The 25,496-nt window shown below is 55.8% G+C and carries 22 protein-coding genes; 10 read left to right on the top strand and 12 right to left on the bottom strand.

The features are described 5' to 3' along the window. The first annotated feature begins 36 nt into the window (after positions 1 to 36). Positions 37 to 750 (top strand): DNA repair protein RecO, encoded by a 714-nt coding sequence (gene recO, locus ABD920_RS12355; RefSeq protein WP_345159402.1) that lies wholly within the window; start codon positions 37 to 39, stop codon positions 748 to 750. Between the two features lie 79 nt (positions 751 to 829). On the opposite strand, the gene bamJ is transcribed toward recO, so the two are convergent. Genes bamJ through ABD920_RS12340 form a run of 3 tightly spaced genes read right to left on the bottom strand, consistent with a single transcriptional unit; the run spans position 830 to position 3,378 of the window. Next, positions 830 to 1,354 (bottom strand): BamJ family beta-barrel-assembly machinery protein, encoded by a 525-nt coding sequence (bamJ, locus tag ABD920_RS12350; RefSeq protein WP_345159400.1) that lies wholly within the window; start codon positions 1,352 to 1,354, stop codon positions 830 to 832. Positions 1,355 to 1,368: 14 nt separating this feature from the next. After that, complete coding sequence (locus ABD920_RS12345; RefSeq protein ID WP_345159399.1) at positions 1,369 to 2,334, bottom strand: FKBP-type peptidyl-prolyl cis-trans isomerase; 966 nt, start codon at positions 2,332 to 2,334, stop codon at positions 1,369 to 1,371. Between the two features lie 21 nt (positions 2,335 to 2,355). Then, entirely contained in the window at positions 2,356 to 3,378 is a 1,023-nt protein-coding gene (locus tag ABD920_RS12340) for a DHH family phosphoesterase (RefSeq protein ID WP_345159398.1), read from the bottom strand. A gap of 229 nt (positions 3,379 to 3,607) precedes the next feature. Here ABD920_RS12340 and ABD920_RS12335 point away from each other — a divergent pair, with 229 nt between their 5' ends. Beyond that, positions 3,608 to 4,027, top strand: a complete 420-nt coding sequence (locus ABD920_RS12335; protein ID WP_345159397.1) for a nucleoside-diphosphate kinase — start codon at positions 3,608 to 3,610, stop codon at positions 4,025 to 4,027. A gap of 420 nt (positions 4,028 to 4,447) precedes the next feature. On the opposite strand, the gene ABD920_RS12330 is transcribed toward ABD920_RS12335, so the two are convergent. After that, a complete protein-coding gene (locus ABD920_RS12330; RefSeq protein WP_345159395.1) occupies positions 4,448 to 4,759 on the bottom strand; it encodes a LysM peptidoglycan-binding domain-containing protein in 312 nt (103 codons plus the stop codon). 216 nt (positions 4,760 to 4,975) lie between these two features. On the opposite strand from ABD920_RS12330, the gene ABD920_RS12325 reads away from it, so the two are divergent. After that, positions 4,976 to 5,401 carry a lipocalin family protein gene (locus ABD920_RS12325; protein ID WP_345159394.1) on the top strand — a complete coding sequence of 142 codons (426 nt, stop codon included), beginning with the start codon at positions 4,976 to 4,978 and terminating at the stop codon, positions 5,399 to 5,401. A 69-nt stretch (positions 5,402 to 5,470) separates the two neighbouring features. On the opposite strand, the gene ABD920_RS12320 is transcribed toward ABD920_RS12325, so the two are convergent. The 3 genes from ABD920_RS12320 to dxs all read right to left on the bottom strand — a co-directional run bounded on the left by ABD920_RS12320 (position 5,471) and on the right by dxs (position 9,835). After that, the gene (locus ABD920_RS12320) at positions 5,471 to 6,658 is read right to left on the bottom strand and encodes an MFS transporter (RefSeq protein ID WP_345159392.1); all 1,188 of its coding nucleotides are present in this window, start codon (positions 6,656 to 6,658) and stop codon (positions 5,471 to 5,473) included. Positions 6,659 to 6,739: 81 nt separating this feature from the next. Continuing rightward, positions 6,740 to 7,513, bottom strand: coding sequence for an alpha/beta fold hydrolase (locus tag ABD920_RS12315; RefSeq protein WP_345159391.1), 774 nt, complete (start codon positions 7,511 to 7,513; stop codon positions 6,740 to 6,742). Between the two features lie 399 nt (positions 7,514 to 7,912). Then, positions 7,913 to 9,835, bottom strand: coding sequence for a 1-deoxy-D-xylulose-5-phosphate synthase (gene dxs / locus ABD920_RS12310; RefSeq protein ID WP_345159389.1), 1,923 nt, complete (start codon positions 9,833 to 9,835; stop codon positions 7,913 to 7,915). 393 nt (positions 9,836 to 10,228) lie between these two features. Between dxs and ABD920_RS12305 the strand changes: the two genes are divergently transcribed. The 4 genes from ABD920_RS12305 to ABD920_RS12290 all read left to right on the top strand — a co-directional run bounded on the left by ABD920_RS12305 (position 10,229) and on the right by ABD920_RS12290 (position 14,014). After that, positions 10,229 to 11,002, top strand: a complete 774-nt coding sequence (locus ABD920_RS12305) for a segregation and condensation protein A (protein ID WP_345159387.1) — start codon at positions 10,229 to 10,231, stop codon at positions 11,000 to 11,002. 117 nt (positions 11,003 to 11,119) lie between these two features. After that, the gene (locus ABD920_RS12300) at positions 11,120 to 12,181 is read left to right on the top strand and encodes a lysylphosphatidylglycerol synthase transmembrane domain-containing protein (protein ID WP_345159385.1); all 1,062 of its coding nucleotides are present in this window, start codon (positions 11,120 to 11,122) and stop codon (positions 12,179 to 12,181) included. A 70-nt stretch (positions 12,182 to 12,251) separates the two neighbouring features. Then, entirely contained in the window at positions 12,252 to 13,394 is a 1,143-nt protein-coding gene (locus ABD920_RS12295) for an FAD-dependent monooxygenase (RefSeq protein WP_345159383.1), read from the top strand. Positions 13,395 to 13,489: 95 nt separating this feature from the next. Next, positions 13,490 to 14,014, top strand: coding sequence for a hypothetical protein (locus tag ABD920_RS12290; RefSeq protein WP_345159382.1), 525 nt, complete (start codon positions 13,490 to 13,492; stop codon positions 14,012 to 14,014). A 173-nt stretch (positions 14,015 to 14,187) separates the two neighbouring features. On the opposite strand, the gene ABD920_RS12285 is transcribed toward ABD920_RS12290, so the two are convergent. Together ABD920_RS12285 and ABD920_RS12280 are read right to left on the bottom strand one after the other, a co-directional pair. Then, positions 14,188 to 14,547 carry a hypothetical protein gene (locus ABD920_RS12285; RefSeq protein ID WP_345159380.1) on the bottom strand — a complete coding sequence of 120 codons (360 nt, stop codon included), beginning with the start codon at positions 14,545 to 14,547 and terminating at the stop codon, positions 14,188 to 14,190. Between the two features lie 321 nt (positions 14,548 to 14,868). Next, a complete protein-coding gene (locus ABD920_RS12280) occupies positions 14,869 to 15,858 on the bottom strand; it encodes an aspartate-semialdehyde dehydrogenase (RefSeq protein ID WP_345159379.1) in 990 nt (329 codons plus the stop codon). A 400-nt stretch (positions 15,859 to 16,258) separates the two neighbouring features. Between ABD920_RS12280 and ABD920_RS12275 the strand changes: the two genes are divergently transcribed. Both ABD920_RS12275 and ABD920_RS12270 read left to right on the top strand, forming a co-directional pair. Then, positions 16,259 to 17,359: a polysaccharide deacetylase family protein gene (locus ABD920_RS12275; RefSeq protein WP_345159378.1), complete on the top strand. Its 1,101-nt coding sequence runs from the start codon at positions 16,259 to 16,261 to the stop codon at positions 17,357 to 17,359. A 107-nt stretch (positions 17,360 to 17,466) separates the two neighbouring features. Next, positions 17,467 to 20,013 (top strand): lamin tail domain-containing protein, encoded by a 2,547-nt coding sequence (locus tag ABD920_RS12270; protein WP_345159376.1) that lies wholly within the window; start codon positions 17,467 to 17,469, stop codon positions 20,011 to 20,013. A gap of 270 nt (positions 20,014 to 20,283) precedes the next feature. On the opposite strand, the gene ABD920_RS12265 is transcribed toward ABD920_RS12270, so the two are convergent. Next, positions 20,284 to 21,501: an alpha/beta hydrolase family protein gene (locus ABD920_RS12265; protein ID WP_345159374.1), complete on the bottom strand. Its 1,218-nt coding sequence runs from the start codon at positions 21,499 to 21,501 to the stop codon at positions 20,284 to 20,286. A 214-nt stretch (positions 21,502 to 21,715) separates the two neighbouring features. Between ABD920_RS12265 and ABD920_RS12260 the strand changes: the two genes are divergently transcribed. Next, positions 21,716 to 22,555, top strand: coding sequence for a sulfite exporter TauE/SafE family protein (locus ABD920_RS12260; RefSeq protein WP_345159372.1), 840 nt, complete (start codon positions 21,716 to 21,718; stop codon positions 22,553 to 22,555). 122 nt (positions 22,556 to 22,677) lie between these two features. Here the strand turns inward: ABD920_RS12260 and ABD920_RS12255 are convergent, their stop codons facing one another. Together ABD920_RS12255 and ABD920_RS12250 are read right to left on the bottom strand one after the other, a co-directional pair. After that, positions 22,678 to 24,117, bottom strand: coding sequence for a TolC family protein (locus tag ABD920_RS12255; protein WP_345159370.1), 1,440 nt, complete (start codon positions 24,115 to 24,117; stop codon positions 22,678 to 22,680). An 8-nt stretch (positions 24,118 to 24,125) separates the two neighbouring features. Further along, entirely contained in the window at positions 24,126 to 25,493 is a 1,368-nt protein-coding gene (locus tag ABD920_RS12250; protein ID WP_345159369.1) for an HlyD family secretion protein, read from the bottom strand. Between the last annotated feature and the right edge of the window lie 3 nt (positions 25,494 to 25,496).

Here is a 25,496-nt window from a genome sequence, read left to right as displayed (position 1 = left end):
TAGCAAAGCGTTATCCTTCTTGCGAAAGTCCTCTATATGTTAGTTAAAACGCGGGGTATCGTACTCAACCACATCAAGTACCGCGAGTCGTCGGTTATTGCCCGGATCTATACCGAGGCGCTGGGGGTGCAGTCTTATATTGTGAACGGCGTGCGCAAGAAAGGGCCCGGCTCCCGCGTGGCCCTGTTCCAGCCCTTCACGCTGCTGGAGATGGTGGTGTACACCTCGCACAAAGGCGGCCTGACGCGCATCTCCGAATTCAAAATAGCGCACCCCTTTTCCTCCATCCCGTTTGATATCCGAAAGAGCAGCATTTTGCTGTTCCTCTCCGAGATGGTGTCGCGCACCATAAAGGAGGAGGAGGAGAACCCGGTGCTGTTTCATTTCCTCTACAACGCGATTATTTACTTTGATGCGCAGGAGCGGGGCTTCGAAAACTTTCACCTGGTGTTTCTGCTGCAGCTCAGCTACCACCTGGGGTTCGGACCGGGCTCCGGGGCGGAGATAGTGGAGCAGGTCGCTTTTTCAGCCAATGCGCAGTCGGCCACGTCGGCGCCCACGGTGCTGGCGCTGCAGGCGCACGAGCAGTATTTTGATAAGCTGCTGGGCGAGCCGGCGCCGGGCATTGTGCCCAATGGCCGCGTGCGGCGCGAGCTGCTGGACGTCCTCATCCGCTACTACCAGCTGCACGTGGACAAACTGGGCGAGATAAAATCCCTGGCGATCCTGTCGGAGGTGCTCTCGGAATAAGCGGGCCTCAACAAAGCCCAAGGGCAAAAAAAAGGCCGGGGCTATATATAGCCCCGGCCTTTTCAGGTATTCTCAAAATTTACTTGATGTCCACTATTTCCACATCAAAAACCAATACGGAGTTTGCGGGGATGGTGCCTGCCGGTCTCTGGCCATAGCCAAGACGGGACGGGATATATAACCGCGCGTTTTCGCCTTCGTGCATCAGTTGCAAGCCTTCGTCCCAGCCCGCAATAACCTGCTGCGCACCCACCATAAACTCAAAAGGCTTGGTGCTGTCGTAGTTTGAGTCGAATTCGGTGCCGTTCAGCAGCCAGCCTTTGTATTTCACCTCCACATTGTCGCCGGATTCAACCTTGGCGCCTGTGCCTTCCTCCAGCTTCAGGTAATATAACCCGGAGTTTGTGCGTGTCACGGCGGCCATATCCACGTTGTTGTTCTTCAGGTATTCCTGAATCAGCTGTTCATCCGTCTCGCGCTGTTTTACTGGGTCAAACGGCTTGTACTCCTCTTCGCAGGAGGTAAAGGCCCCGAGCGCTACAAAGAAGAGAAGCGCCTGAAGCAGGCCGCTCCGCTTCTTTATATATGATTGAAAATATCTCATACGCTATATAAAATTTATTGCTGTTTCTCCACATCCACCAGCTCCACGTCGAAGCGGAGGATGGAGTTGGCAGGCATGTCCGGTCCACGGTCCTGCTCGCCGTACGCCAGCGTGGAAGGCACAAGCAGGGTAGCCTTGCTGCCTTCTTTCAGCTGCTGAATGGCATCATCCCATCCTTTGATCACACGGCCCTGGCCCAGCGGGAACTGGAACGGCTCGCCGTTGCCCATCGGGTTGCTGCGGGAGTTCTCCACTTCCTTGCCGTCCAGGAAAGACAGCTTGTAATGCACCGAAACCAGGTCGCCGGTGGCGGCCTGCGGCCCTTTGCCCGGCTCCTGTACCACGTAATACACGCCTGACTCCGTCTTCTGCACGTTCTCCAGGTTGTTTTCCTTGATGTATTCCTGTATTTTCTGATCGTCGATCTTAATCTGCTCGGCCGCGTGCGCCTGGGCATCTTTCATCTGCTGCTCCATCATCTTCTGCTGGTCCACCATCGCCTCTTCTTTCGACTGTACTTTCTCAGCTTTGATGAAGAAGGTCAGCTGGGAGCCTGGCTTGATGAAAGGAGGCATCGGCTGGGCGAATGTTTTCGCGAAAAGCGAGTCGGCGTTTACTTTAAACACGCCGCTGTCGCCGGGGGAGAGCATCATCAGGGCCTGCTCCAGGCTTCCTTTGAAGGTGGGCTCCATCACTGGGATCATCACCGGCTGCTTCTGGGTGCGCGAGTCGAAGAGCACGGAGTCTTCCGCGTTCTGGTAAGACATCTGCATGGTGACCACCTGCCCGATCTTGGCGCCGGTAGAATCCGCAGGGGCAACTTCGCCCTTGTTCTCGTACTCACCGTCCTCTGTTTGCTCATATATTTTATAGGTCAGGCCATCGGCTGTCGTATAAAATTGATCTTTGTTTTTGTCGCATCCTTGCAACAACAGCGCGCCAGCTACTACCGGCAGCAAAAATTTAGTTTTAGATAGCATGAATATAATTTGTGATAGATTTTACTTGGTTGTGGCTTGCTGCAGCTGGTCTTTGTACTGCGGCAGCAGGCTTTCGAATTTCTGAACGGTGGCCTCCAGCGTGTCCATCGAGATGCCGCCGGCTGCGTTTTTATGGCCTCCGCCGTTAAAATGAGCCCGCGCGAACTCATTGGCAGAGAACTCACCCACCGAACGGAACGACATTTTCACCGCCTGCGTGCGGTCGATGATCAGGGCTGCAAAAACTATGCCTTCAATAGAAAGCGCATAATTCACAAGCCCCTCAGTGTCACCTGTTTTAGAGTTGTAGGCCTTCAGTTCGTCTGCCGTGATGGCGAAGTAGGCGGTTTTGTACTCCGGCAGCACCACCAGCTTTTCTTTCAGGGCATAACCCAGAAAACGCAGACGCAGTTCCGTGGAGCTGTCATATATGAGGCGGTGTATGTCGGAGGTCTTCACCCCGATCTGCAGCAGGTCCGCGATGATCAGGTGCACGTTCTGGGAGGTGTTCGGGTGCCGGAAAGAGCCGGTGTCCGTCATGATGCCCGCATACAGGCACTCCCCGATGCTGGTGTCGATGAGTGCGGCGTCGCCCATTTCCTTGATCAGGTCATATACGATCTCGGCTGTGGCGGCGGCGCTGGTGTTGGAGAAGCTAAGGTCCGCGAAATCCTCGGGCTGCAGGTGGTGGTCTATCAGCACCTTGGTGCCATTGGCCTGCCGGATGTACTCGCCCATCTCGTGGATGCGGGAGAGCGTGTTGAAGTCGAGGCAGAAGATTACCTGCGACTCGGCGATGATCCGCTGCACCAGGGCATCGTTCTTCTCGGTGTACACGATCACCTCGTTGTTGCCTTCCATCCAGTTCAGGAAGTCCGGGTAGTCGGAGGGTGTGATAACCGTTACCCGGTGGCCCTTCTTTTTGAGATAGCCTGCCAGACCCAGCGAGGAGCCAAGGGCATCCGCGTCCGGTTTGTGGTGAGTGGTGATCATCACCTCTTTAGGCTCCTGAAGAAGCTCTTTCAGAGCATTAATATTGTGCATACCATCGTTTTAAATCCTCTGATAGATAAGGATATAAGGCGCGAATTTCAGCATAAAATACTTCTTAAGCAATAAAATAGGCTCCGGCTGTGGGCCAAAGCCGCCGGAAACGCCTGCAGCGAACCAGCCAGCCTGTGAAAGTATAAGGGGAAAGTGTGCTGATTTTTCGCAAAATGCCCTACTTTTGCAGTCCAGAAACAGACCTATAACCCATAAAGATTTAAAAGAGATGGCCGGAAACATCACATTCACTATGATTAAGCCTGATGCTGTGGCTGAAAACCACATTGGCGGCATTACCCAGATGATTGAGCAAGGCGGGTTCCGTGTTGTGGCGATGAAAAAAACAAAGCTGACAGCCGAGCGAGCCGGCAAATTCTACGAAGTGCACAAAGAGCGCCCGTTCTACGGCGACCTCGTGAAGTACATGTCTTCCGGCCCGATCGTGGCGATGATCCTGGAGAAAGACAACGCAGTGGAAGACTTCCGCAAACTGATCGGGGCCACAAACCCGGCGCAGGCGGAGGAAGGCACGATCCGCAGGAAGTACGCGAAATCCATCGAAGCCAACGCCGTGCACGGCTCTGACTCTGACGAGAACGCGCAGATCGAAGGTGATTTCTTCTTCGCTGCCGACGAGCGTTTCTAAGCCAGCGACCTCACTTATTGATGTAAAGCCGCCCAGCCGTAAAGGTTGGGCGGCTTTTGTTTTACAGCTGTTTCGAATAGGTGAATCTTATACCCATATCCGTGGGTTCATACGCCTTGCATTTAACCTGTCTGCGGATTATTCAGTTAATAGAGGTGGGATATTATATATGGTTTCATAGAAAGCAACTTATTTATCCTTTGGAATTCTGCCATGGTAAGGGCATTGCCAGTAGCTGCTTTTATTTACAAGTTAAGTATATGATCAAGGAGTCCGCTTCAAAAGCATCTGTCACCTCAATTGTTTACCCTTATATATGACAGCGCAATTGCAGCGTGAATGTCGGGGCTATATATAAAAACAGTGGCGGCGGGCATTTAGATGCCCGCCGCCACTGTTTTTATATATAGCCTGCTCTGTTTAGTCTCTCGGAATCACAAGCCGTTGGCCTGGGTGTATAAGATCCGGGTTGGCTCCTATAAGCGCCTTATTGGCCTCATAAATGCGTTTCCAGGCATTGGCGTCGCCGTAATGGTTCTTGGCAATTTTCGAAAGCGAGTCGCCGCTCTGCACCGTATAGGTATCCTGGGCCGGGGCAGCTGGCTTTTTCAGGTTGTCGTTGCCGGCAGCTGCGTGCGTGGGGCTAACCGGTGGGGTAGCTGCGCGCTGCGTGCTTTTAGGGACTGCAGCCGGCTTGGCTGGCTCCTCTTTCCCTTTTTTAAAAAAATCCATTAATCCCATATCAATAAAAAATTTAAGTCGGTTATAAATTATAAGGCGGCATATGGTATTCAACACAAGCCGATTCAAGTAAAATACGCTTGCTGTGTGAGTTAGTTGTGCCGCACTAATTGCAACGGCAAGTTGCCGGAGGCCGTAAGCAACTTGCATGCATGCCCTTGCCCGGCAGGGGCGGTATTAGAAATGTACTATATAAACTTTAAAACTATGATCAGAACAGAAAAAAAGTATATCGGAAGAAGCACGCTGCACACGTTGCTGGCCATGCTGCTGGCAGTGGTGCTGGTAAGCTGCGGCGGGGAAGACAAGGTGGGTACGGAGAACATGATTTCCGGGCCGAGCAGCAAAACCTGGGTAGCCGATGAGGAAATGAACGCAGCCGGAGACGAAGTGGAGCAGGTAGACAAAGATCAGCAGGGAGGTATGCAGTTCTATTCCGACGGCCGCTTTGCGCTCGGCGAAAGCGGGCAGCTCCGCACCGGCACCTGGTCTTTTGACCAGGCCGCGAAGCGCCTGACACTGCAGTTTGAGAACGAAAACACAACCGAAAACTTTGAGGTGACGAAGCTAACGGATGATGAAATGAACCTGAAGGTGCCCGATGGCTCTGAGATGAAGCTGAAAGCCAAGTAAAACAGCAACTCTTTCAGCTATTTAGAGTACATAATAGGAGAAGTTTCGATTTTTTAGCGGCAGCCTGCGTCACAGCAGGCTGCCGCTTTCTTTTTTAAGCAGGAGCCGCATCGCGCGCAAACCAATTACAGGCCCGATGGCCAGCGGCACGAACACCAGGTGGGGCGGCAGCAACGTAAGCAGGAAACCTGTTAACTGGATGCTGCCGATGGTGATGGCAAAGCCGATGGAGGTCACCACCGTCAGCGCCGTCCCTACCAACTGTGGCGGGGCCGTTTTGGCCGCCAGCGCCGAGAACTGGGGTGAGTCGCCAGCCACCACCATCCCCCAGAACAGCAGAAATGGCAACAGCAGGGCAGGTAACTGCAGCACCCACGCCGACAGCAGACAGCAAAGCCCCGACAGCAGCAACTGCCCAAAAGCCACCCGGCCGCTGCCCTGCCGCTGCGACAAATAGCCGCCCCCGACACAACCCAAGGCCCCGGCCCCTATCACCCAGAAGCTATATATAGAAAGCTGCCCCTGGGGCAGGTGCGGAAAACTGTGAGCGAGTATATAGGGCACAAAGGCCCAAAAAGCATATAGCTCCCACATGTGCCCGAAATAACCAAAGGCTGCCGCCCGGAACTCCCGCACTCTGAATACCTTCAGCATGTTCGTTAGGTCAAACCGGGTGCCTTTGCTGTGATAGGGGCCGTCGGGCACCAGCAGGTACATCAGCACACCCCCCAGCGCCGACAGCGAGCTTATGCCCAGCAGCATGCTTTGCAAGGGCAGCGAGGCGCCGAGGCCGCGCAGCAGGTGGGGGAAAGCGGTGCCCAGCACCAGCGCCCCCACCAGGTAACCGATGGCCTTGCCCAACCTGCCGCTGTACCAACTGGCGGCTATTTTCATGCCCACCGGATAAATGCCCGCCAGCAAAAAGCCCGTGATGCCGCGCAGCAACAATACGCCCGCCACGCTGGTAGCTGAAAAAAGCACCAACGCATTGGCAGCGGCACCTAACAGGGCGCAAAGCAGGAACAGCAGCCGCGGCGACATGCGGTCGGCCAGCGAGAAGAAGGCGAAGCAAAGGGTACCGATGATAAAACCCAACTGCACCGCCGATGTCAGCAAGCTAAGCGCCCCCTCCTGCAACTGCAGCGAAGCCTGCAACTCGGGTAGCACCGCATTGCCTGCAAACCACAGCGAGGTGCCCGCAAATTGGGAGAACACGATAACAGGCAGAATTCTGGAGGGCGCTGGGGCGGGCGGCATTGGTAGTTTTGAGTTAGGTAATTATCAAAATAGCAAGGTGCAATTTAAACCCTTTAAACCTTCAACTTTCTAACGCGCTACTTATTCATATACCGTTCTGGCAAAGTTCTGCAGTGCCTTCTGTGTTTCGTTCTTGCGCTCAAACATGCCCATATGGCCGGTGTTGCCCAGAAAAAGCACTGTGCTGTTGTCAGGTAGGTGGCATTGCTCCAGGGCTTTTTCCAGTGGCACGGCACCGTCTTCTTTCCCGAAGATGAACAGCACCGGAAACCTTGCCTGCTTCAGTACAGCTGTACGGTCGGGGCGGTCGCGCATGGCGGTCAGGGCACCCACCACGGCCTCTTTCGGGGTGCGGCGGCCGATCTCTTTCATCAGCTCGATCTCCTGCTTCAGTCGGTCCCGGTTCCCGGCGTAGAACAATGGTTCTATGAAGGGGTTGATAAATGCCGTAACCCCGTTGCGTTCCACAAAGTCTATCGTTTTATTCCGGTTCTCCTTCTTCTCGTCCGTGTCGGGGAGGGCGGAGGAGTGGAAGAGGCACAGGCCACCGAGCATATGGCCGTATTTCTCTGCAAAGGCCATCCCCACATAGCCTCCCATCGAATGGCCTACCAGGATGCAGCGCTTCACTTCCAGTTCATCCAACTGGCGCCTCACGTCCTCTGCCTGGTTTTCTATGCTGAGATTGCCGCTGTTGCCAGTATTACCTCCGTGGCCGGGCAGGTCCAGCGCTATTGTTCTGAATTGATTCGCAAGCGGCTTCACAAAATCAGCCCACACCTGCTTGCTCTCACAGAAGCCGTGCAGGAAGACCAGGGTATCGCCGGAACCCGCGTCAGTATATATGTTTCCCATGTTGATAGATGTTAAGTAGTGGGCACAAGATGTCTGTCGTTCCCTGAATCTTAAACGGAATTATAGTTTATATGATTTTTGTATCTGAAGGTCAAACCACCCCTGTCCCTCCTTGTCCAAGGAGGGGAGCTTTCCTACTCCTTCTTCTCTCTTCCGTACCGCAAGCGCAGGCTATATATGGTTACATAGGATGAGTTTACTTTACAGCTATACCTTTAACTATATTCCTTAAGGTTTAAGGAAACAGAAGCCGACTCCCCTCCTGGGGGTAGGGGCCCTCGAAAGGACAAGGAGGGGCAGGGGTGGTTGGATACCGAGTGCTCAAGACAAAACAGTAGAAACAAAAAAACCTCACAGGTTAAAGAAACGCTGTGAGGTTTTATATATGAGTTTTGTATTCTAAATCCTGACTTTTACCGGTGTCCCGATCATCTCGCGCGCAGCGAGCTCAATGGCTTCCGGGTCAAAGCCCGCCTCTTTGTGCAGCTCCAACTGTGAGCCGTGCTCGAAGATCTGGTCCGGGATACCGAGGCGCTTTACCTGCGAGGCATAGCCATGGTCCACCATAAACTCCAGCACGGCGCTGCCAAAACCGCCCTGCAGGCAGCCGTCTTCTACAGTAATCACTTTATCATACTTGCTGAAGATGTGGTGCAGCAGTTCGGCATCCAGCGGCTTTGCAAAGCGCATATCGTAGTGGCCGGGGGTAATACCGTCATATTTTAGCTTCTTACACACCTCCACCGCATAGTTGCCTATATGGCCGAAGGTCAGCAGTGCCACTTCCTCGCCTTCCTGCACGGTACGCCCCTTGCCGATTTCGATGAGTTCCAACTTGGTCCGCCAGTTCGGCATTACGCCTTCGCCGCGCGGGTAACGGATCGTAAACGGCCCGGCGCCATCCTGTGAAGCAGTGTACATCAGGTTGCGCAGTTCCCGTTCGTTCATCGGGGCCGACACCACCATGTTCGGGATGCAGCGCATATAGGCAATGTCGTAGGCGCCGTGGTGCGTGGGGCCGTCCGCACCTGCGAAACCGGCGCGGTCGAGGCAGAAAACCACCGGCAGGTTCTGCAGGCACACATCGTGTACCACCTGATCGTAGCCGCGCTGCATAAACGTGCTGTAGATGTTGCAGAACGGAATCAAACCCTGCGTGGCCAGCCCGGCTGAGAAAGTGACCGCGTGCTGCTCGGCAATACCCACGTCAAAGGCGCGATCGGGCATGGCTTGCATCATGATGTTGAGCGAGCAGCCGGAGGGCATGGCGGGCGTTACGCCCATGATCTTCGGATTCTGCTCAGCCAGCTCCACCATGGTGTGGCCAAACACATCCTGGTACTTCGGCGGCTGCGGCGTGTCGTAGTGCTTTTTATATATCTCGCCCGTGATCTTGTCAAACAAACCCGGCGCGTGCCACTTGGTCTGGTCTTTTTCGGCGAGCGCAAAGCCTTTGCCTTTGGTGGTGAGGCAATGCAGGATCTTCGGCCCCGGTATATGCTTCAGGTCTTCCATCACCGACACCAGGTGGTCGATGTCGTGGCCGTCGATCGGGCCGAAGTAGCGGAAGTTCAGCCCCTCAAACAGGTTGCTCTGCTTCAGGATGGCCGCTTTCACGCCGCTTTCTATTTTCGAAACGATGGCGCGGGCATCCGGGCCAAACTTGCTGATCTTGCCCAGTATTTTCCACACTTCGTCGCGCATCTTGTTGTAGGTGCGGGAAGTGGTGATGTCGGTGAGGTATTCTTTCAGCGCGCCCACGTTCGGGTCGATGCTCATGCAGTTGTCGTTGAGCACCACCAGCAGGTTGGCGTTGGCCACGCCCGCATGGTTCAGGGCCTCGAAAGCCATGCCGCCCGTCATGGCACCGTCGCCGATCACGGCAATGTGCTGGCGCTTGTCTTCGTGCTTGTATTTGGAGGCCACCGCCATGCCGAGCGCCGCCGAGATGGAGGTGCTGGAGTGGCCTACGCCGAAGGTATCATATTCGCTTTCTTTTCTTTTCGGGAAACCGGAGATGCCGCCGTACTTGCGGTTGGTGTGGAAAATGTCGCGGCGGCCTGTGAGTATTTTGTGCCCGTAGGCCTGGTGGCCTACATCCCACACCAGTTGGTCGTAGGGTGTGTTGAAGACGTAATGCAGCGCCACCGTGAGCTCCACCACGCCGAGGCTGGCGCCAAAGTGGCCGCCGTGTATCGACACGACATCGATGATGTACTGCCTCAGCTCCTGGCATGCCTGCAACAGTTGGGCCTCCTTCAGCTTCCGAAGGTCGGCAGGGGTGTTGATAGAGGCCAGTAGCTCTCCGGGTTGAATCATCATAGAATTGCCTTTATAGACCTCTAACAAAATAATTTACCGAAAGTTTATATAGGGCTAAGGTGTACACTTCCGGCCAACGGGCAAAGTTAACAAATTTATGCAACACAAGCTGTCTCTCCGGCCCTGCTGTTGCATACGGAGCAGTAAAAGAAAAGGCTCTTTTATATATAGCTGTCTATATATAAAAGGAGGCAAGGGGCAAAGACGGCTTTGCCTGCCCCGCGCCGCAGGGGCTGGCAAAAGGGGGTATACTGGTGATTTGTGCCGGAGGTTCTGAACCTTGCCCGCCGCCGATTTGGTTGTAGCAGGAACCGGCATGCCCGGCATCTGCCGAAAAATCATTAATTTTGTCAAACAGCCTGCCCCGTGCGGCTAAACCATAGATGAGAACAGGTGAGTTTCGAAATTAAATTACCGCTGTTTGAAGGGCCCTTCGACCTGCTGCTCTTCTTTATTGAGCGCGACGAGCTGGATATACACGATATCCCGATCTTCCAGATCACGAACGAGTTCCTGGGCTACCTGCAGCAGTTGGAGCAGCTGAACATCGAGGTGGCCAGCGATTTTATCCTGACGGCTGCCACGCTGATGCGCATCAAGGCTAAAATGCTGCTGCCCCGGGTGGAGAAAGACGCCGAGGGCAACGAGATTGACCCGCGTGAGGAGCTGGTGCAGCACTTGCTGGAGTACAAGAAGTACAAGAGCGCCATCCCGGACCTGACCGCCATGGAAGAGCAGCGCCTGGCGCAGGAGAGCCGGGGCAACATACACGAGGAACTGCAGCAGATCGCCAACGCCAACCACTTCGAGTTTGAGCTGCAGGACCTGAGCCTGTATAAGATGATGCGCGTGTTCGAGCGGGTGATGGTGCGCTACGAAGAAGAGCAGAGCCGCCCGAAGCACACCGTCATCACCTACCCCTATACCATCGAAGACCAGCGCGACCTGATCATGCGCATGGTGACGGAACGCAGCCAGCTGGCCTTCTCGCAGCTGATCGCCGAGTTCCCGGATAAGATCGGGATGATCTTCAACTTTCTCGCCATCCTGGACATGCTTCAGCTCAACCTCATCGGAGTGGAAGTGGGCGAGGGCTTTAATGATTTTACCATCACCGTGGCCGAGGGCCAAGCGGCGCAGGTGATGCAGTTGCTGCTGGAAGAATAACAGGTGTCGCGGCACAAATTTGCGGATCAGGCCAACCGTTTGGCCTGATAATAGTTAATAGCTTTACGTGCCGCTGTGTAGCATTGCCGTGCGCGGCTTAAGCGCCTTAACACCCACATGGATCAAAACAAGAAGACAATACTTAAAAGTTTTAGCCCGGTCAAAATCCTGATACCTGTGTTGTTGGGGCTGGCTGCCACGGCGTGGCTTTTCATACGTGACGATAAGGTCAGTGAGCTCAAAGGCATTGCCCAGGCGAACGTGTGGTGGCTGGCGGCGGCCCTGCTGGTGCTGGTGGTGCGCGACGCCGGCTATATGTACCGTATCCGCAGCCTCACCGACAAGTTCCTGACGTGGCGCAACAGCATTGATGTGATCATGCTCTGGGAATTCGCCTCTGCCATTACGCCCTCCGTGGTGGGCGGCACCACCATCGCCACCATTATCCTCAACAAAGAGGGCATCCCGCTGGGCAAGTCGCTGGCGTACGTCATGCTGACGGCGGTGCTGGACAACATGTTTTTCATCGTGGCCGCGCCCATTGCCCTGCTGCTCACGCAGGGGGAGGTGTTCCCGACTTTTAACCTGGATGCGTCGGATGTGGCGAAGCTGAAGTCTGCGTTTTACATCAGCTACAGCCTGATTGCGGTCTACACCTTCGCGATGATCTATGCGCTGTTCGTGAAGCCGAGGGCGTTTAAATGGCTGCTGCTGAAAGTGACTTCTATCGGGTTTCTGCGCAAGTGGCGCGTCAAGGCGTTCCAGCATGGCAACGAGATTGTGTGGGCATCGGAGCAGCTGAAAGGCAAAGACTTCAATTACTGGGCCCGCGCCATCATCTCCACCGTCTTTGTGTGGTGTGCCCGCTATTTCCTGCTCAACTGCCTCATCGCCGCTTTCGTGGATGTGGATTTCGGCGAACATATGCTGATTATCTCGCGCAACCTGATTTTCTGGATCGTGATGCTGATCGCCATCACGCCGGGCGGCGCCGGTATTGTGGAGATGGCCTTCCCGAGCTTCTTCGGCTTGTTTCTGGGGGGCTTCAGCAGCATTGTGGTGGTCCTTTACCGCCTCATCACCTACTATCCTTACCTTATCCTGGGTTCTGTTTTCCTGCCCAAATGGATCTCAAAGGTATTCGGTCACCATCCGAAAAAGAGCGAAGTGCGGGTATAGAGACGCCAGGGTTTGCGTCGCTGCTACTGTGTTCCAAGGTATATAAAATCTTTCCCTGCAAGTCCGCTATATGAACGTCATTATCATCGGAGGGGGAATCGGGGGGCTGTGTGCCGCCATCGCCCTGCAGCAAAACGGCATATCCGCCACCGTCTATGAGGCCGCGCCCGAGCTGAGGGCGGTGGGCGCGGGCGTGGGCCTGGCGGCCAATGCCATGCAGGGGCTGGCGCGTTTGGGCGTGGCGGAGGAAGTGGTGGCGCGCGGCAAGCAGCTCGAAGCCCTGGTGATGTATGACGGGAAAGGCAGGGTGATCCGGAACCTCGACACCCGGCCCCTGAGCCGCAAGTACGGCATCAGCAACTTCGTGATACACCGGGCCGACCTCCACGAGGTGCTGCAAAACCACCTGCAGCCGGGCACGCTTGTTTTAGGCAAGCGCTGCGACCATATATACCAGCAAGCGCATCAGGCAAAGGCGAAGTTTACCGATGGCACACAGGCCTCCGCTGACCTGCTTCTGGCATCTGACGGAATCAATTCTGTGGTGCGGCAGCAACTGTTGCCGCAGAGCAAGCCGCGTTATGCCGGCTATACCTGCTGGCGTGCGGTCATCCAAAATCCGGGGGTAGACCTAAACAGCATGGTCTCGGCGGAAACGTGGGCGCCGCAGGGGCGGGTGGGCATCGCGCCGCTGCCCCACGGCAGCATCTACTGGTATGCCTGCATCAATGCCCCCGAGAACGACACGCACATGCGGCAGATGACGCCGGAGCAGTTATCCCGGCACTTCGCCGGTGTGCATCCGCCGGTAGCCCAGGTGCTGGCCGCCGCAAAACCCGGGCAGCTCCTCTGGAATGACATTGCCGATCTGAAGCCGCTCAGGCAGTTTGTATATAACCGGGTGGTTTTGTTAGGCGATGCAGCCCACGCCACCACGCCCAACATGGGGCAGGGCGCCTGCCAGGCCATCGAAGACGCCGTGGTGCTGGGCCAGTGCCTGCGGCAGGAGCCTGTTCTGGAAATCGCCTTAAAGCAGTATGAGCAAAGGAGGCTGGCGCGCACTGCCAAGGTTATCCGGCTGTCGCGGCTGCTGGGGCAGGTGGCGCAATGGCAGCAGCCGTTTTTGGGGAGCTTCCGCAACAGCCTTTTCCGGATGATGCCGCAGGGGATCACACAAAGGCAGATGGAGTGGCTGTACCAGGTGGATTTTTAACGTGAAAAGCGCTAAATTCGGGATTGGGCCGCTTCCGCAAAAAAATAGCCTTTAAATTAGAGATTGCACGTTTCAGTGCGCTAAAACAACAGTATATGCTACGAAAGCTACTCCTGCCATTCACCGCCCTGATGTTCCTGATGGGCTGCTCCGACAGCAACGACGACCTGCTGGAAAAACTGCAGGAATCCGTGGAGCAGGAAGAGGTGGGCACGGATGGCTACCAGGTGATCGCGATGGACAGCCTGACGGATTTTGAATGGGAAACGATGTACTTCTTCCAGGCCTCGGAGGACAAGAAAGCCATCAGCGATGCCATCGGTTTTAAGTGGGAGGGGGCCACGGTGCCGGAGCTTAACCGTCGGCTGCTCTTCGTGAACGAGGGGAAGGTGGTGTCATATATGGATTATGACTACACCGAGTTCCCGCTGTTCGTCTATGGCTGCAACACCGACAGGTGGGTATACCCCCGCAGCCGCTCCCGGTTCGCCACCTTCAAGTACTGCGCCAACGACGAATCCATATATCCCTTCATCCCCGTGGAATGCATCAGTAACCTGAAAGAGATGGTAAAAGCCGGTTGCCCGGAGGAAACGGAGGCCACCGCAGCGGTAAACTAAACAGAGACATTCCTCCCCTGCAAGCGCTCACCAGCGGGCTTTATATAGTTCAGGTTACCCAACGCTTTTCAACAGGTTTAAACCAACAACGGCCATATAACGGCCATATATACCGGACTGCATAGGAAGCTCCGGTATATATGGCCTGATTTATTTGCGTTGATATATGCTGTTTAGTTGAGCGGCGCCCCCACCGGGATCGCGCAGCTGTGGCCTGGCTGGCCGTGCGGCGGGTTTGTTCCGGCTGCTACCGCGCCTTGCGTTACCGGCGGCGTGATCGTTGGCTGTGCGTTCAGGTTAGGCTGTACGGGCAGGCTCAAGGAGGCCCCAACCGGGATATCGCAGCGGTGGTTTGGCTGGCCGTGCTCCGGGTTCAGGGCTGCTACTGCGCCTGGCGATGCCGTATCTGTTGCCGGTGCTGCCGTCGGCAGGTTCAGGGGCGTGGTGGTGATGGTGTCCTTCTCTTGTTTCTGGGAACAGGCCACGGTGCTTAAAAGAGCGGCAGAAAGTACGAAGCGTGTAATGATTTTCATGGGAAAGCAGGGTTAAGGTAAGGGCGACACGACAGTAGAAGTGCTTTTACTTCAGTGCAATAAAGCTGCTAAAATATAAAAAATTTTTTTTCTTAAACCTTGTTTTAGGCGCCTTAATTTGGATTAACAAAAAAATGGGCTTCTGGTTCCCGGCCGCCTGCGGTTTCTTGCCTGCAGGGATATGGCTTTTTCAAAGCTATATATAAATCCATATATAAAAAATGGGGGCTATATGGCCCCCATTAAATTGTTTGCGGATACGATGATCCGGAATAGATGCTCTCTTGTGTATGATAGCCTGAGCTTGTGAAGCAAAAAGGACTAGACCAGCTCGTGCTTCATCAGGTACTCCGCAATCTGCACGGCATTGGTGGCCGCGCCCTTGCGCAGGTTATCGGCCACAATCCACATGTTCACGGTGCGGGGCTGCGTTTCGTCGAGGCGTACGCGGCCTACCAGCACCTCGTCTTTGCCGTGCGCGTCTTTCGGCATCGGGTACTGCAGGTTTTTTACGTCGTCCACCACCAGCACGCCTTCTGTTTCGTTCAGGATGCGGTATATATCCTCCAGCGAGAAATCCTTCTCAAACTCCACGTTCACCGACTCGGAGTGGCCGCCCATTACCGGGATGCGCACTGCGGTGGCCGTTACCCGGATCGAGTCGTCGCCCATGATTTTCTTCGTCTCGAGGATCATTTTCATTTCCTCTTTGGTATAGCCGTTGTCCTGGAACACATCGATGTGCGGCAGCACGTTGAGGTCGATCTGGTACGGATATGCTTTCTCACCGTCTCTGCCGGCGCGCTCGTTCATCAGCTGATCCACTGCCGCCTTGCCCGTGCCCGTCACCGACTGGTAGGTGCTCACCACAATGCGCGTCGCCTTCAGTTCCTCGTGCAGCTTGTTCAGGGCCACCACCATCTGGATGGTCGAGCAGTTCGGGTTTGCAATAATCTTGTCTTCCCGCGTCAGCTCGTCCGCGTTTATCTCGGGCACCACCAATTTCTTGCTGGGGTCCATGCGCCAGGCCGAGGAGTTATCTACCACCGTGATGCCTGCGGCTGCGAACTTTGGGGCCCACTCCGTGGAAGTGCCGCCGCCAGCCGAGAAAATCGCAATTTGCGGGGCGGCCGCAATCGCGTCCTGCATCCCGATAACCTTTATCTGTTTACCCTTAAACTCCATCTGTTTCCCAACAGACTTCTCTGAAGCAACCAACAACAGCTCATCCACCGGAAAATTACGCTCTTCCAGCACTTTCAAAATTTCGCCGCCAACCAATCCTGTGGCGCCTACAACTGCTACTTTCATTGTTTTTAGGTATAGATAAATGTTTTGTATTATTCGCAAAGTAACTAAGTTTTATTCAGAATAATGCAAATCAAACTGACTTTCCCCGCAATATTTCTAATTATCCCGCTCTTTTTCGGGTAATCACCCTACAACACCGGCCTGTGGGGCCATTTATATAGGAGACGGTTGTGACGGAGCAGCCTGCACAACGCGCTGCATTTCAAACAGCCCTGTACTGTGGCGGGCGCTGCTTCTCTCAGGCTGGGCAAGGGTAAGGGTATATGGCGTAGTGCATGGCAGACGGCATCAAAACGGCTCGTTTTAAATCAATTCCATCAACTTTATAACTAAAAATTGCATTTTTAAGTTAGTGAGGCTGTTAAGGCATCATCTGTCAATTTGCAAAAAATCTGACCTTATGAAAATAGCTCTGCTCCTGCTCAGTTTCATTCTCCTCTTGCCTGGCAACACCATTGCCCAGCGAAAAAAGCCGCAGCCAACGCCTGCGGCACCGGCAGCGCAGACGTACGCCGAGAAACTGGGGTGGAAGAAAGGTGACCGGGTGGTGATGCTGCACATCGACGACGCAGGCATGTCCTATGACTCCAACCTCGGCACCATGCGGGCGCTGGAAGACGGCGTTGCGAACTCTGTCAGCGTGATGATGACCTGCCCCTGGGTGCCGGGTTTTGTGCGCTACCTGAAGGAGAACCCAGCTGTAGACGCCGGCCTGCACCTGACACTCACCTCGGAGTGGCGCGATTACCGTTGGGGGCCGCTGGTTGGGAAACCTGCCGCGCCTGGGCTGGTAGACCCGGAGGGAGCGCTCTGGCCGTCGGTGAAGCAGGTCGTGGAAAGCGCCTCGGCTGATGAAGTGGAGCGGGAGATACGGGCGCAGCTGGAGCGGGCCAGAACAATGGGTTTTGAGCCGTCGCACCTCGACTCGCACATGGGCACGCTTTTCGCCACGCCGGAGTTTTTGGAGCGCTATATTAAGGTGGGCGTGGAGGAAAAAATACCGGTGATGTTCCCAGGCGGGCACAACAGCTTCCTATCCAGGCAATACCAGGAGGAGGCCAGAGACCAACTGATCCGCGAAGGTAACTACACTGCCGGGCAGGCGCTCCCCACTCCTCCCATGCTGGCGCAGGCGCAGGCGGTTGGGCAAATGATATGGGAGGCCGGTTTGCCTGTGCTTGATGATCTGCACAACACCTCTTATGGCTGGAAGCTGCCAGCCGGCACGCCCGCCACGCCCGAAAACCTGCAAAAAATGAAAACCCAACTCTATATAGAAGCCCTGCGGAATATGAAGCCGGGGCTGACGATGGTAATCATGCACTGCACAGACCCCACCGAGGTGTTTGAGAAAATATCGGACTCGGGCGCTACCCGGCAAGGGGACTTACTGGCCATGCTGGACCCCGCGCTGCGGGAAACGCTGCAACAGGAGGGCATTATCCTAACAACCTGGCGTGAGGTAAAAGAGCGACGGGAAAAGCTGGCAGCCACAAAATAAAACGCGTCTCACCAGGAGTCGGTACCAGTCCTTTTATATATAGCTAATAATATATAGCCAACACAGCACGGCAGCCTATGCATCTCCGGTTACTCGCAATATTACTGATGATCCCGCTTTTTGCGCACGCACAACTGCGGGAAAGCTTCGCTGACGGCGATTTCACGCAAGACCCTGCCTGGTCAGGCGATGCAGGCAGTTTCATGGTTACGGAGCAGGGGCAGCTGCAAAGCAGCGGGCCGGCTATAACCGGCACCACGCTGCAGCTTGCTACGTCCTCCCTGGCTGTAACGGGCACCGTGTGGGAGTTCTGGGCGAACCTGAAACTCGCCACTTCCTCCGGCAACTACGCTGATGTCTACCTCCTTTCCGATGGGCAGGACTTAGGCAGCAGCAGCGGCTATTTCGTGCGGCTGGGCGGCACGGCAGATGAGGTCAGCCTTTTCCGGAAAGATGCCGGCAAAAGTCCGGTAGCTATCATTGACGGCGAGGACAAGACCCTCGGCAGCAGTACCGGGAATGTGGTGCGGGTGCGCGTCAGCAGAAGCGTGGAGGATATATGGCAATTGGACATCGACCTTTCCGGCAGCGGGCAGCATTACGCTCGGCAGGGCTCCGCCAGCGATGCCACTTATAAATGCTCCGCCTTTTTCGGGGTGCTGTTGCGCTACTCCTCCGCCAACAGCCAAGGCTTCTTTTTCGACGATTTCACCATCACCGACACAGAGCCGCCGCTGCCGGAAGCGCTTCAATTGATAAGCCCACGGGAACTGACGCTGCGTTTTAACGAGCCGCTGCAGCCGGCGCAGGCTGGGGAGGAAGCAAACTTTACGCTGAACAGCAGCCTGAAGCCCCTTAGTGCGGAGCTGACGGAGGCAAACACGGTGCGGCTGGTTTTCAGCCAGAATTTCAGTGGCGGCACTAATATTCTGAACATAGCGGGCCTGTCTGACCTATATGGCAATATGCTGAAGGCGCCCGTTGAGATGCCTTTTGATTTTGTGTCCCCTGCCGTGCTGCCGGGGTATAACCAACTCCTCATCACCGAAATTATGGCAGACGAAACACCAGCACTGGGGCTGCCGGCACAGGAGTACATCGAGCTGTATAACCCCACAGACCAGCCGCTTTCGCTGCAGGGCATCCGCTTTTCCGACGCCACCTCCACGGCCACCTTGCCGGATGTGCAGCTGCTGCCGCAGGAGTACGCGGTGGTGGTGCCAGGCACGCAGGCCGAGAACTTCAGGGGATATGGCAAGGCGATCGGGATCAGCAACTTCCCAAGCCTGAACAACAGCGGGGAGGTGCTGCAACTGCGGCAGCCAAACGGCACTCTTATATATGCCCTGAGCTACAGCGACACCTGGTACAAAGACAGCAACAAGCAGAGCGGGGGCTGGAGCCTGGAGATGATCGACGTAACCAACCCCTGCGCCGGCAGCAGCAACTGGGCAGCCTCCAGCGATGCCCTTGGCGGCACCCCCGGAAAGGCCAATTCCGTTGCCGCCGCCAATCCGGATCACACGCCGCCGGTGCTCACGGCTGTAACGGCCGTGGCGCCCACGCAACTGCTGTTGCGCTTCAACGAGCGGCTCGACAGTGCGCAGGCTGCCGGTATTGCCAACTACAGCCTCAGCCCAGTTGTCCCGATTACCGGTGTGGAGGTGGCAGGTCCGCTTTTTTCGGAGGTGACGCTGCAACTGTCGGAGCCGCTGCAGGAACAGCGGTTATACACCTTCACCGCTTCCGGCCTTACGGACTGCTCCGGCAACCTCGGCGGCCCGCAGCAACTCGCATTCGCGCTGCCTTCCGCACCGGAGCCGGGGGATGTGGTGATCAACGAAATCCTGTTTAACCCACGGCCCAATGGGGTAGATTTTGTGGAACTGGTGAACCGCAGCGAAAAATACATCGACCTCTGGAACTGGCAACTGGCCAACACCAGCAACGACAGCATTGCGAACCGCCGCCTCGTCACTCCTGACCACCATATACTGGAGCCGGGGCAATACCTCATCCTCACCACCGACCGGGACAACATCAGGGGAAACTATCCTGCCGCCCCGGAAAATGCGTTTCTGCAGATGAGTGCGATGCCGTCTTATACAAACGAGGCTGGCACCGTAGTTGTGCTGCAGCCGGATGGCCGTGTGGCCGACCGCTTCAGCTATGACGAGGCCATGCATTTTGAGCTGATCGATGACGTGAAAGGGTTTTCTTTGGAGCGGGTAAGGCTGGAAGGCCCGACGCAGCCGGGTAATTTCCATTCGGCGGCTACCCAGGTTTTCGCGACGCCGGGATATATAAACTCGCAGGCGCAGGAGGCGTTAGTGTCGCCGCAGCTGTTCCAGGTGCAGCCCCTGGTCTTCTCCCCGGACGGCGATGGCTACGAAGACTTCACCACCATCAACTACAGTACCGAGCAAACTGGCTTTGTGGCGAGTATCACCATCTTCGATGCCCAGGGGCGTGAAATCCGCAGGCTTGCGCGCAATGAGCTGCTGGCCGCCAACGGCTTTTTCCAGTGGGACGGCCTGCGGGAGGATGGCGCCAAAGCCTCCATAGGCTACTACCTGTTCTACATCGAGCTGTTCGACCTGAACGGGCAGAAACGGGAGTATAAGCAGAATGTGGTAGTGGGCGGGAGGTTCTGATAGAGTATATGACATATATAGCTGCAATGCCGGGTCCAACCACCCCTGCCCCTCCTTGTCCTTTTCGAGTGGCCCTACCCCCAGGAGGGGAGTCTGTTGCTGCTCCCTCAAACTTTTGATGACTATAGCTGGAGATATAGCTTTAAAACAAACTCAGCATACATAACTATATATGGCAAGGCGCCCGCGGTGTGGAAGGGAGAAGGAGCAGTAAGAAAAGCTCCCCTCCTTGGACAAGGAGGGGTAGGGGTGGTTGGATAAGCTATAGCCTTAGTTTCCCTGCTCAAACGACTGAATCCACGGGATCAGCGTCTGCAGCATCGGAATAAAAGTGCTGCCGTGGGTGCCGCCTTCTATCGGGATGAGCTCGGTTTGTGTGGCGCCTTGGGCTATAAAACGATCGTAGGTGATTTTGGAGTTCTCAAAAGGCACAATGTGATCAGCCGTGCCGTGGTAAAGGCGGGTCGGGCTCTTAGGCGCCCAATCCAGAAAGCTGTTCGTCTGCAGCGCCTGCTTCAGTTCCGTCTCTTTGCCGGCATCTCTGAGCCCGTTGAAAAAAACGGGCGCGAACAGTTTCTCCGGCTCTGTGGTCAGGTTCCGGTTGATGGCGCTCCCACTGTTCTCCCCGTTAAAAAGGGCCGGCAGCTTGCTCGCGTAAGGCTCCCGGAAGAAATCTGCCAACGGACGGTTCCAATTGTTGGTGTGTATATAGGACTGCAGCACATAGGCCAGGTAAGACGGGTACGCATATGCCTTGCCAGACGCCACACCCGCCAGCATGGCCGTCAGATCGTAGCCGCCTGCGCCGGCAGCAGCGGCCGTCACCTCCAGGCCGTGCGCAGGATTCGTCTCAATTTCCTTCTGTGCAGCCAGTGTTACATAGCCCCCCTCCGAGTACCCGACCAGGAACAGCTTCCCGCTCACAGGCACCTCCTGCTCCCCGGCAAAGGCCTTTGCGGCTTTAATCATGTCTACCACGGCCAATGCAGAGTGCTTTTGGTCGTAGTAAGGGTGAAAAATGTCCTTTGACTCCCCAAAACCGATGTAATCCGGGATTAGCGTGATGTAACCGGCTGCGGCGAAAAGCTCGAACCCGGAGAGGTTGGTAAAGTTAGTCGGCGCCTCGGCGTCCTTGAAGATGGTGCCATGCTGCGCGCTCAGGATGGGAGCCGGCGTGGTCATGTTCTGCGGCACACAGATCAACCCTGAGGCTATGATGGCCTTGCCCTGGTAAGTGGTGTTGTAGATAACTTTATATACCGAAACGCCATATTTGATCTGGTTGCTATAGATGGCGTAGCCCTGCGAGGTGGCAATAGACTGCAGCATCTGCTGCGGCACACTCGTCAGCAACTCCGACGACACATAATATTCTTTCTCCGGCGCTGCCACCACCAGGGGAGCGGCGGCAGCGGCCTCTTTTTCACAGCTGGTGTGCAGGAAAAGGGAGCTTAGTAAAATTGTATAACTAAGGATGGTCTTTAGCACGGGTCTATTCATTTAAAATGGCAGCAAGAGAACAGCGCCATCACACCGAAAGTGCCATTTATCCACGCAAACTCACCCTGTATCCTTTTTTATATCCTATGATGATTCCCATTGCACCGTTTTATATATCATATCGGGCCAGGATTAAATTGTGCTGATACCTGTTGCGGATTATCCTTATATCTGTTGCCGCCGCGTATCTTGCGCTTATTTCATGTTATATACTTGTCCGGTGGAGGAAATCATATACCTGTGCCTGTTCGCGTTTCTGGCGGGCTTTATCGATTCGGTGGTTGGCGGGGGCGGGCTGATTCAGCTGCCGGCGCTTTTTATCTTTCTGCCGGGCCTGCCGGTGCCCACCATTTTCGGGACAGGCAAGCTGGCTTCTATTGCCGGCACCACCGCGGCCATGCTGCGTTACGTGCGCAGCGTCAGGATCAACTATATCGCCATTCTGCCGGCGGCCGGGGTGGCGTTTGTGTTTTCTTTTTTAGGAGCCCGCGCCCTCAGCCACCTCGACGCCGGCCTGTTGAAGCCGCTCATTCTGCTGCTCCTCATCCTGGTGGCGATCTATACCTTCATCAAAAAGGACTTCGGATCATTGCATGCGCCGAAGCTGACGCTGGCGAAAGAGAAGCTATACGGCCTGGTAGTTGGGATGGTGATCGGCTTTTACGACGGCTTCTTTGGGCCCGGCACCGGCAGTTTCCTCATATTTGTCTTTATCGGCGTCTTCGGCTTCAACTTTCTGGCGGCTTCGGCGGCGGCAAAAGTGGTGAACGTAGCCACTAACCTGTCGGCGCTGCTTTACTTTGGCTACAAAGGCTATATCCTGTATGAGGTGGCTGTGCCAATGGCTGTCTGTAGCGTGCTGGGCTCCCAGTTGGGCACGCGCACGGCCCTGAAGCGCGGAACAGCATTTGTGCGGGTGCTGTTCCTGGTGGTGGTAACAGGCATCATCCTGAAATTCGGCTACGACCTCTACGGCTCCGGCGGCAGCGAACTCTCCAATCTGGCTACCTCTGTAAGGCAATGGCTCGGGCGCAAAGGATAAGATGAATGGCGGTAGGGTTGCTGTAACTGGTTTGATGTGAGGCTACTATGCCTTGCGATTCCATAAGACCTATATGCTCCAGAGAATGAAGACAGCGTAGTGCAACCATATAGCCATTCCCACTACTCCACCGAAATCTCTCCCGCAGCCCAGTACAGCAGCGTCTTCGCCTTGGCATACTTTGCTCTTAAGGCATATAGCTTTAGCTGCGACTCCATCATTTTCACCTCGCGGGCGTTTACCAGAAACAACGAACTTTCCCCGTTCTGAAATCGGATTACTTCCCCGTTGCGGAGCGTTTCTGCATTTGCGACCATCTGCTCCAGCAGCCTGATCTGCTCTTCCAGTGCCTGCCAATCGTTGAAGGCGGCTAACAGGTTGTTTTCCACCTCACGGGCCGTCTGTGCCAGCTCCAGGCTATTCGACTGCTGCTTGGCTTTGGTGAGTTGCAGCTTGCCCCGCTCCTCGCGCAGGAAAAGCGGCAAACTGAAGCTCACGCCTAACTTATAATTCGCGCCCAAATACTGGCGCTCCAGTACATCGGCATTCATATAGAAGTCGCTTTGCAGCACATTGTACTCCACATTCAGCTTTGGCTTGAGCTTATCGGCGGCGTAGCGCTGCTCTACCGCCAGTTGCTGCCCTTTCAGGTTGAGCTTCCGCAGGTCCGGGTGGTTTACCTTGGCTATCTCTAGTATCTGCTGCATGGAGTCCAGTGGCAAAGAGGTAAGCTCGCTGCCCGTTAAGGCCGGGATGGTGGTTTCCTGTAGTTCCAGCGGCACCAGGTTGGCTGCCCAGAGGTGTGTGGCCACCATTAGCCGGGCGTTGTTGTAGGCCAGCTGCGCCTGCTGCAGCATCACCTGGCGCTCCTGCACGGCCGTGAGCGCCTCCACGGTGTCGATGGCAGCCAGGTCTCCCTCCTGTACCCGGGCACGCACGGCCTGCAGCCTGAAATCAGCCAGCTCCAGCGCCTCCTGGTACAGCTGCACCTCGTTGTAGTACAGCAGCCAGTCCCAGTAGTCTTTGGTGGCCTGCAGCAGCAGCTTGTTCATGAGCTTTACGCGCTCCGCCTCAGCGATGCCCTGCAGCAGGTTTGCCTGCCGCACAATAGCCCGCCGCTCGTCTATAAACAGCCCCTGCCCCAGGGGCACCGAGATGCCGGCATAGCTCAGGCCTTTGTCAGGTGTGCCATTCTCCGGGTTCAGGTACTCTCCCTGCGTCTGGTCGTAGCCGGCTATCAGCTCCGGTCCGAACCAGGTGGGGATGCGGAGCGTGTTGTTCCAGAGGTTGTAATACTCTTTGCCGTTATACTCTTTGCGGTACACTTTGCTGCTGATCACAGGGTCGAAGGAGCCGCGCGCCATGCGCAGCTCCTGGCGCGCCTGCTCTGTGAGCAGAGCCGCCTGCGAGGCAACAGGGTGGTACTGCAGGATGAGCCTGTGAAAATCCTGCAGCGTGAGCACCTGCGCCGAATCCTGCAGCTGCGCCTGCACTGGCGGCACATAGATCACAAGCAGCAGAAGCACCACCAGTAGTTTTACAGAACTAATCTTTCGTTTCATGCTTCAGCTTATTCTTCGTAGCTCGCCTGGGCTGTCTTCTTATCTTCTTTTGCCCCAGCCTTTGTGTCGCCGGTGTAATCAGCGGGGAAGTTGTTCAGCTGCCGCCATATCTCGTACCAGATCGGCACGGTGTTCAGCATGGCCCAGCCCTGCACGCCGGAGCCCACGCGCAGGGCGTCCGGCCACTCCTCCTGCTCCGGGGCCTGCACCACCAGCAGGCGGTACCGCCCGTTGGTGCCTGTGTTGTCGATCACGGCCACTTTGCCGCCAAACGTGCCGAAGCTGGCGCCCGGCCAGCCGGAGAACACCAGCGCGGGCCATCCCTCAAACTGTAGCCGCATGTCATCGCCCGGCTCCAAGAGCGGCAGGTCCAGCGCGTCTATATATAGCTCGGCTGCCAGTTGCGGGTTGTTCGGCATAATGGTGGCCAGTGCCTCGCCCTCTTTCACCGTTTCACCTATTCCTGCTTTCAATGTTCTGACAAGGTACCCGGTCTGGGGCGCTACTACGTGATAGTACTGGCTTCTGACCTGTGTGCTGCTGAGCTCACTCTGTAGCTTTGCCACCTCCGCCTGCGTCCCGAACACATAGGATTGGGTCGCGTTCAGTTCCGCTTCTGCCTTCGCGATCTTGTCAGCGTACTCTGCCTGCAGGGAGTTCAACTCAGTGCGGGCGTTCTGGAGCTCTGCGCGCGCGGCGTCGTATTTGTTGATCACCGATAAGAGCTTTGCCTGTGCCTCCTGCAGCTTCAGGCGGCGCTGCTCCAGTTCCGTCAACGATTTCAGGCCTTGGTTGTACAGGTTCTCCTGGCGGGCAAACTGGGCTTCGGCTATGGCCAGATCGGTGCGCTGCGCCACTACCTCCATGCTGTCGCTCTGCAGCTTCAGGCGGCTTTGCTCTACCTTGTTGCGCCCTTTCTGCAGGCTGAACACCAGGCCCTCCCGCAGCGCCTGTATCTGCTCCTGCATCGCCTCGGCTTTCGCTCCGGTTGCTACCGCCGATCCGCGCTTCGCCTCCAACTGATCTCCCAGGTTGGCCAGCAGGTTCGGGTCCATGTACTTCTCTTTCACTTCGGACAGACTGGCAATGGTGTCGCCTTTGCTTACTAATGTGCCTTCCATGATATACCACTCCTCGATACGACCCGCTATCACAGCCTCCACGGTCTGTGGCCGGTCCTGTGGCGTAAGTGCCGTCAGTACGCCTTGGGAGTTGATGTTCTGGGTCCATGGCAGAAAAAGGCACAGCAGGATCACCAGAAAAATGCCTGTAATCCAATAGGTGAGGAGGCGGCCCTGGCGAGGCGTCTGCACCTGCTTCATCGCCTCCAGCTGCATATAGTCAGTTTTCCCGTCCTCTTTATATGTTGTTGACATGGC

This window comes from Pontibacter saemangeumensis, assembly GCF_039541895.1.
Lineage (GTDB): Bacteria > Bacteroidota > Bacteroidia > Cytophagales > Hymenobacteraceae > Pontibacter > Pontibacter saemangeumensis.
The sequence above is the reverse complement of the archived record's forward strand: the minus strand, read 5'-3'. Positions and strand labels throughout refer to the sequence as shown.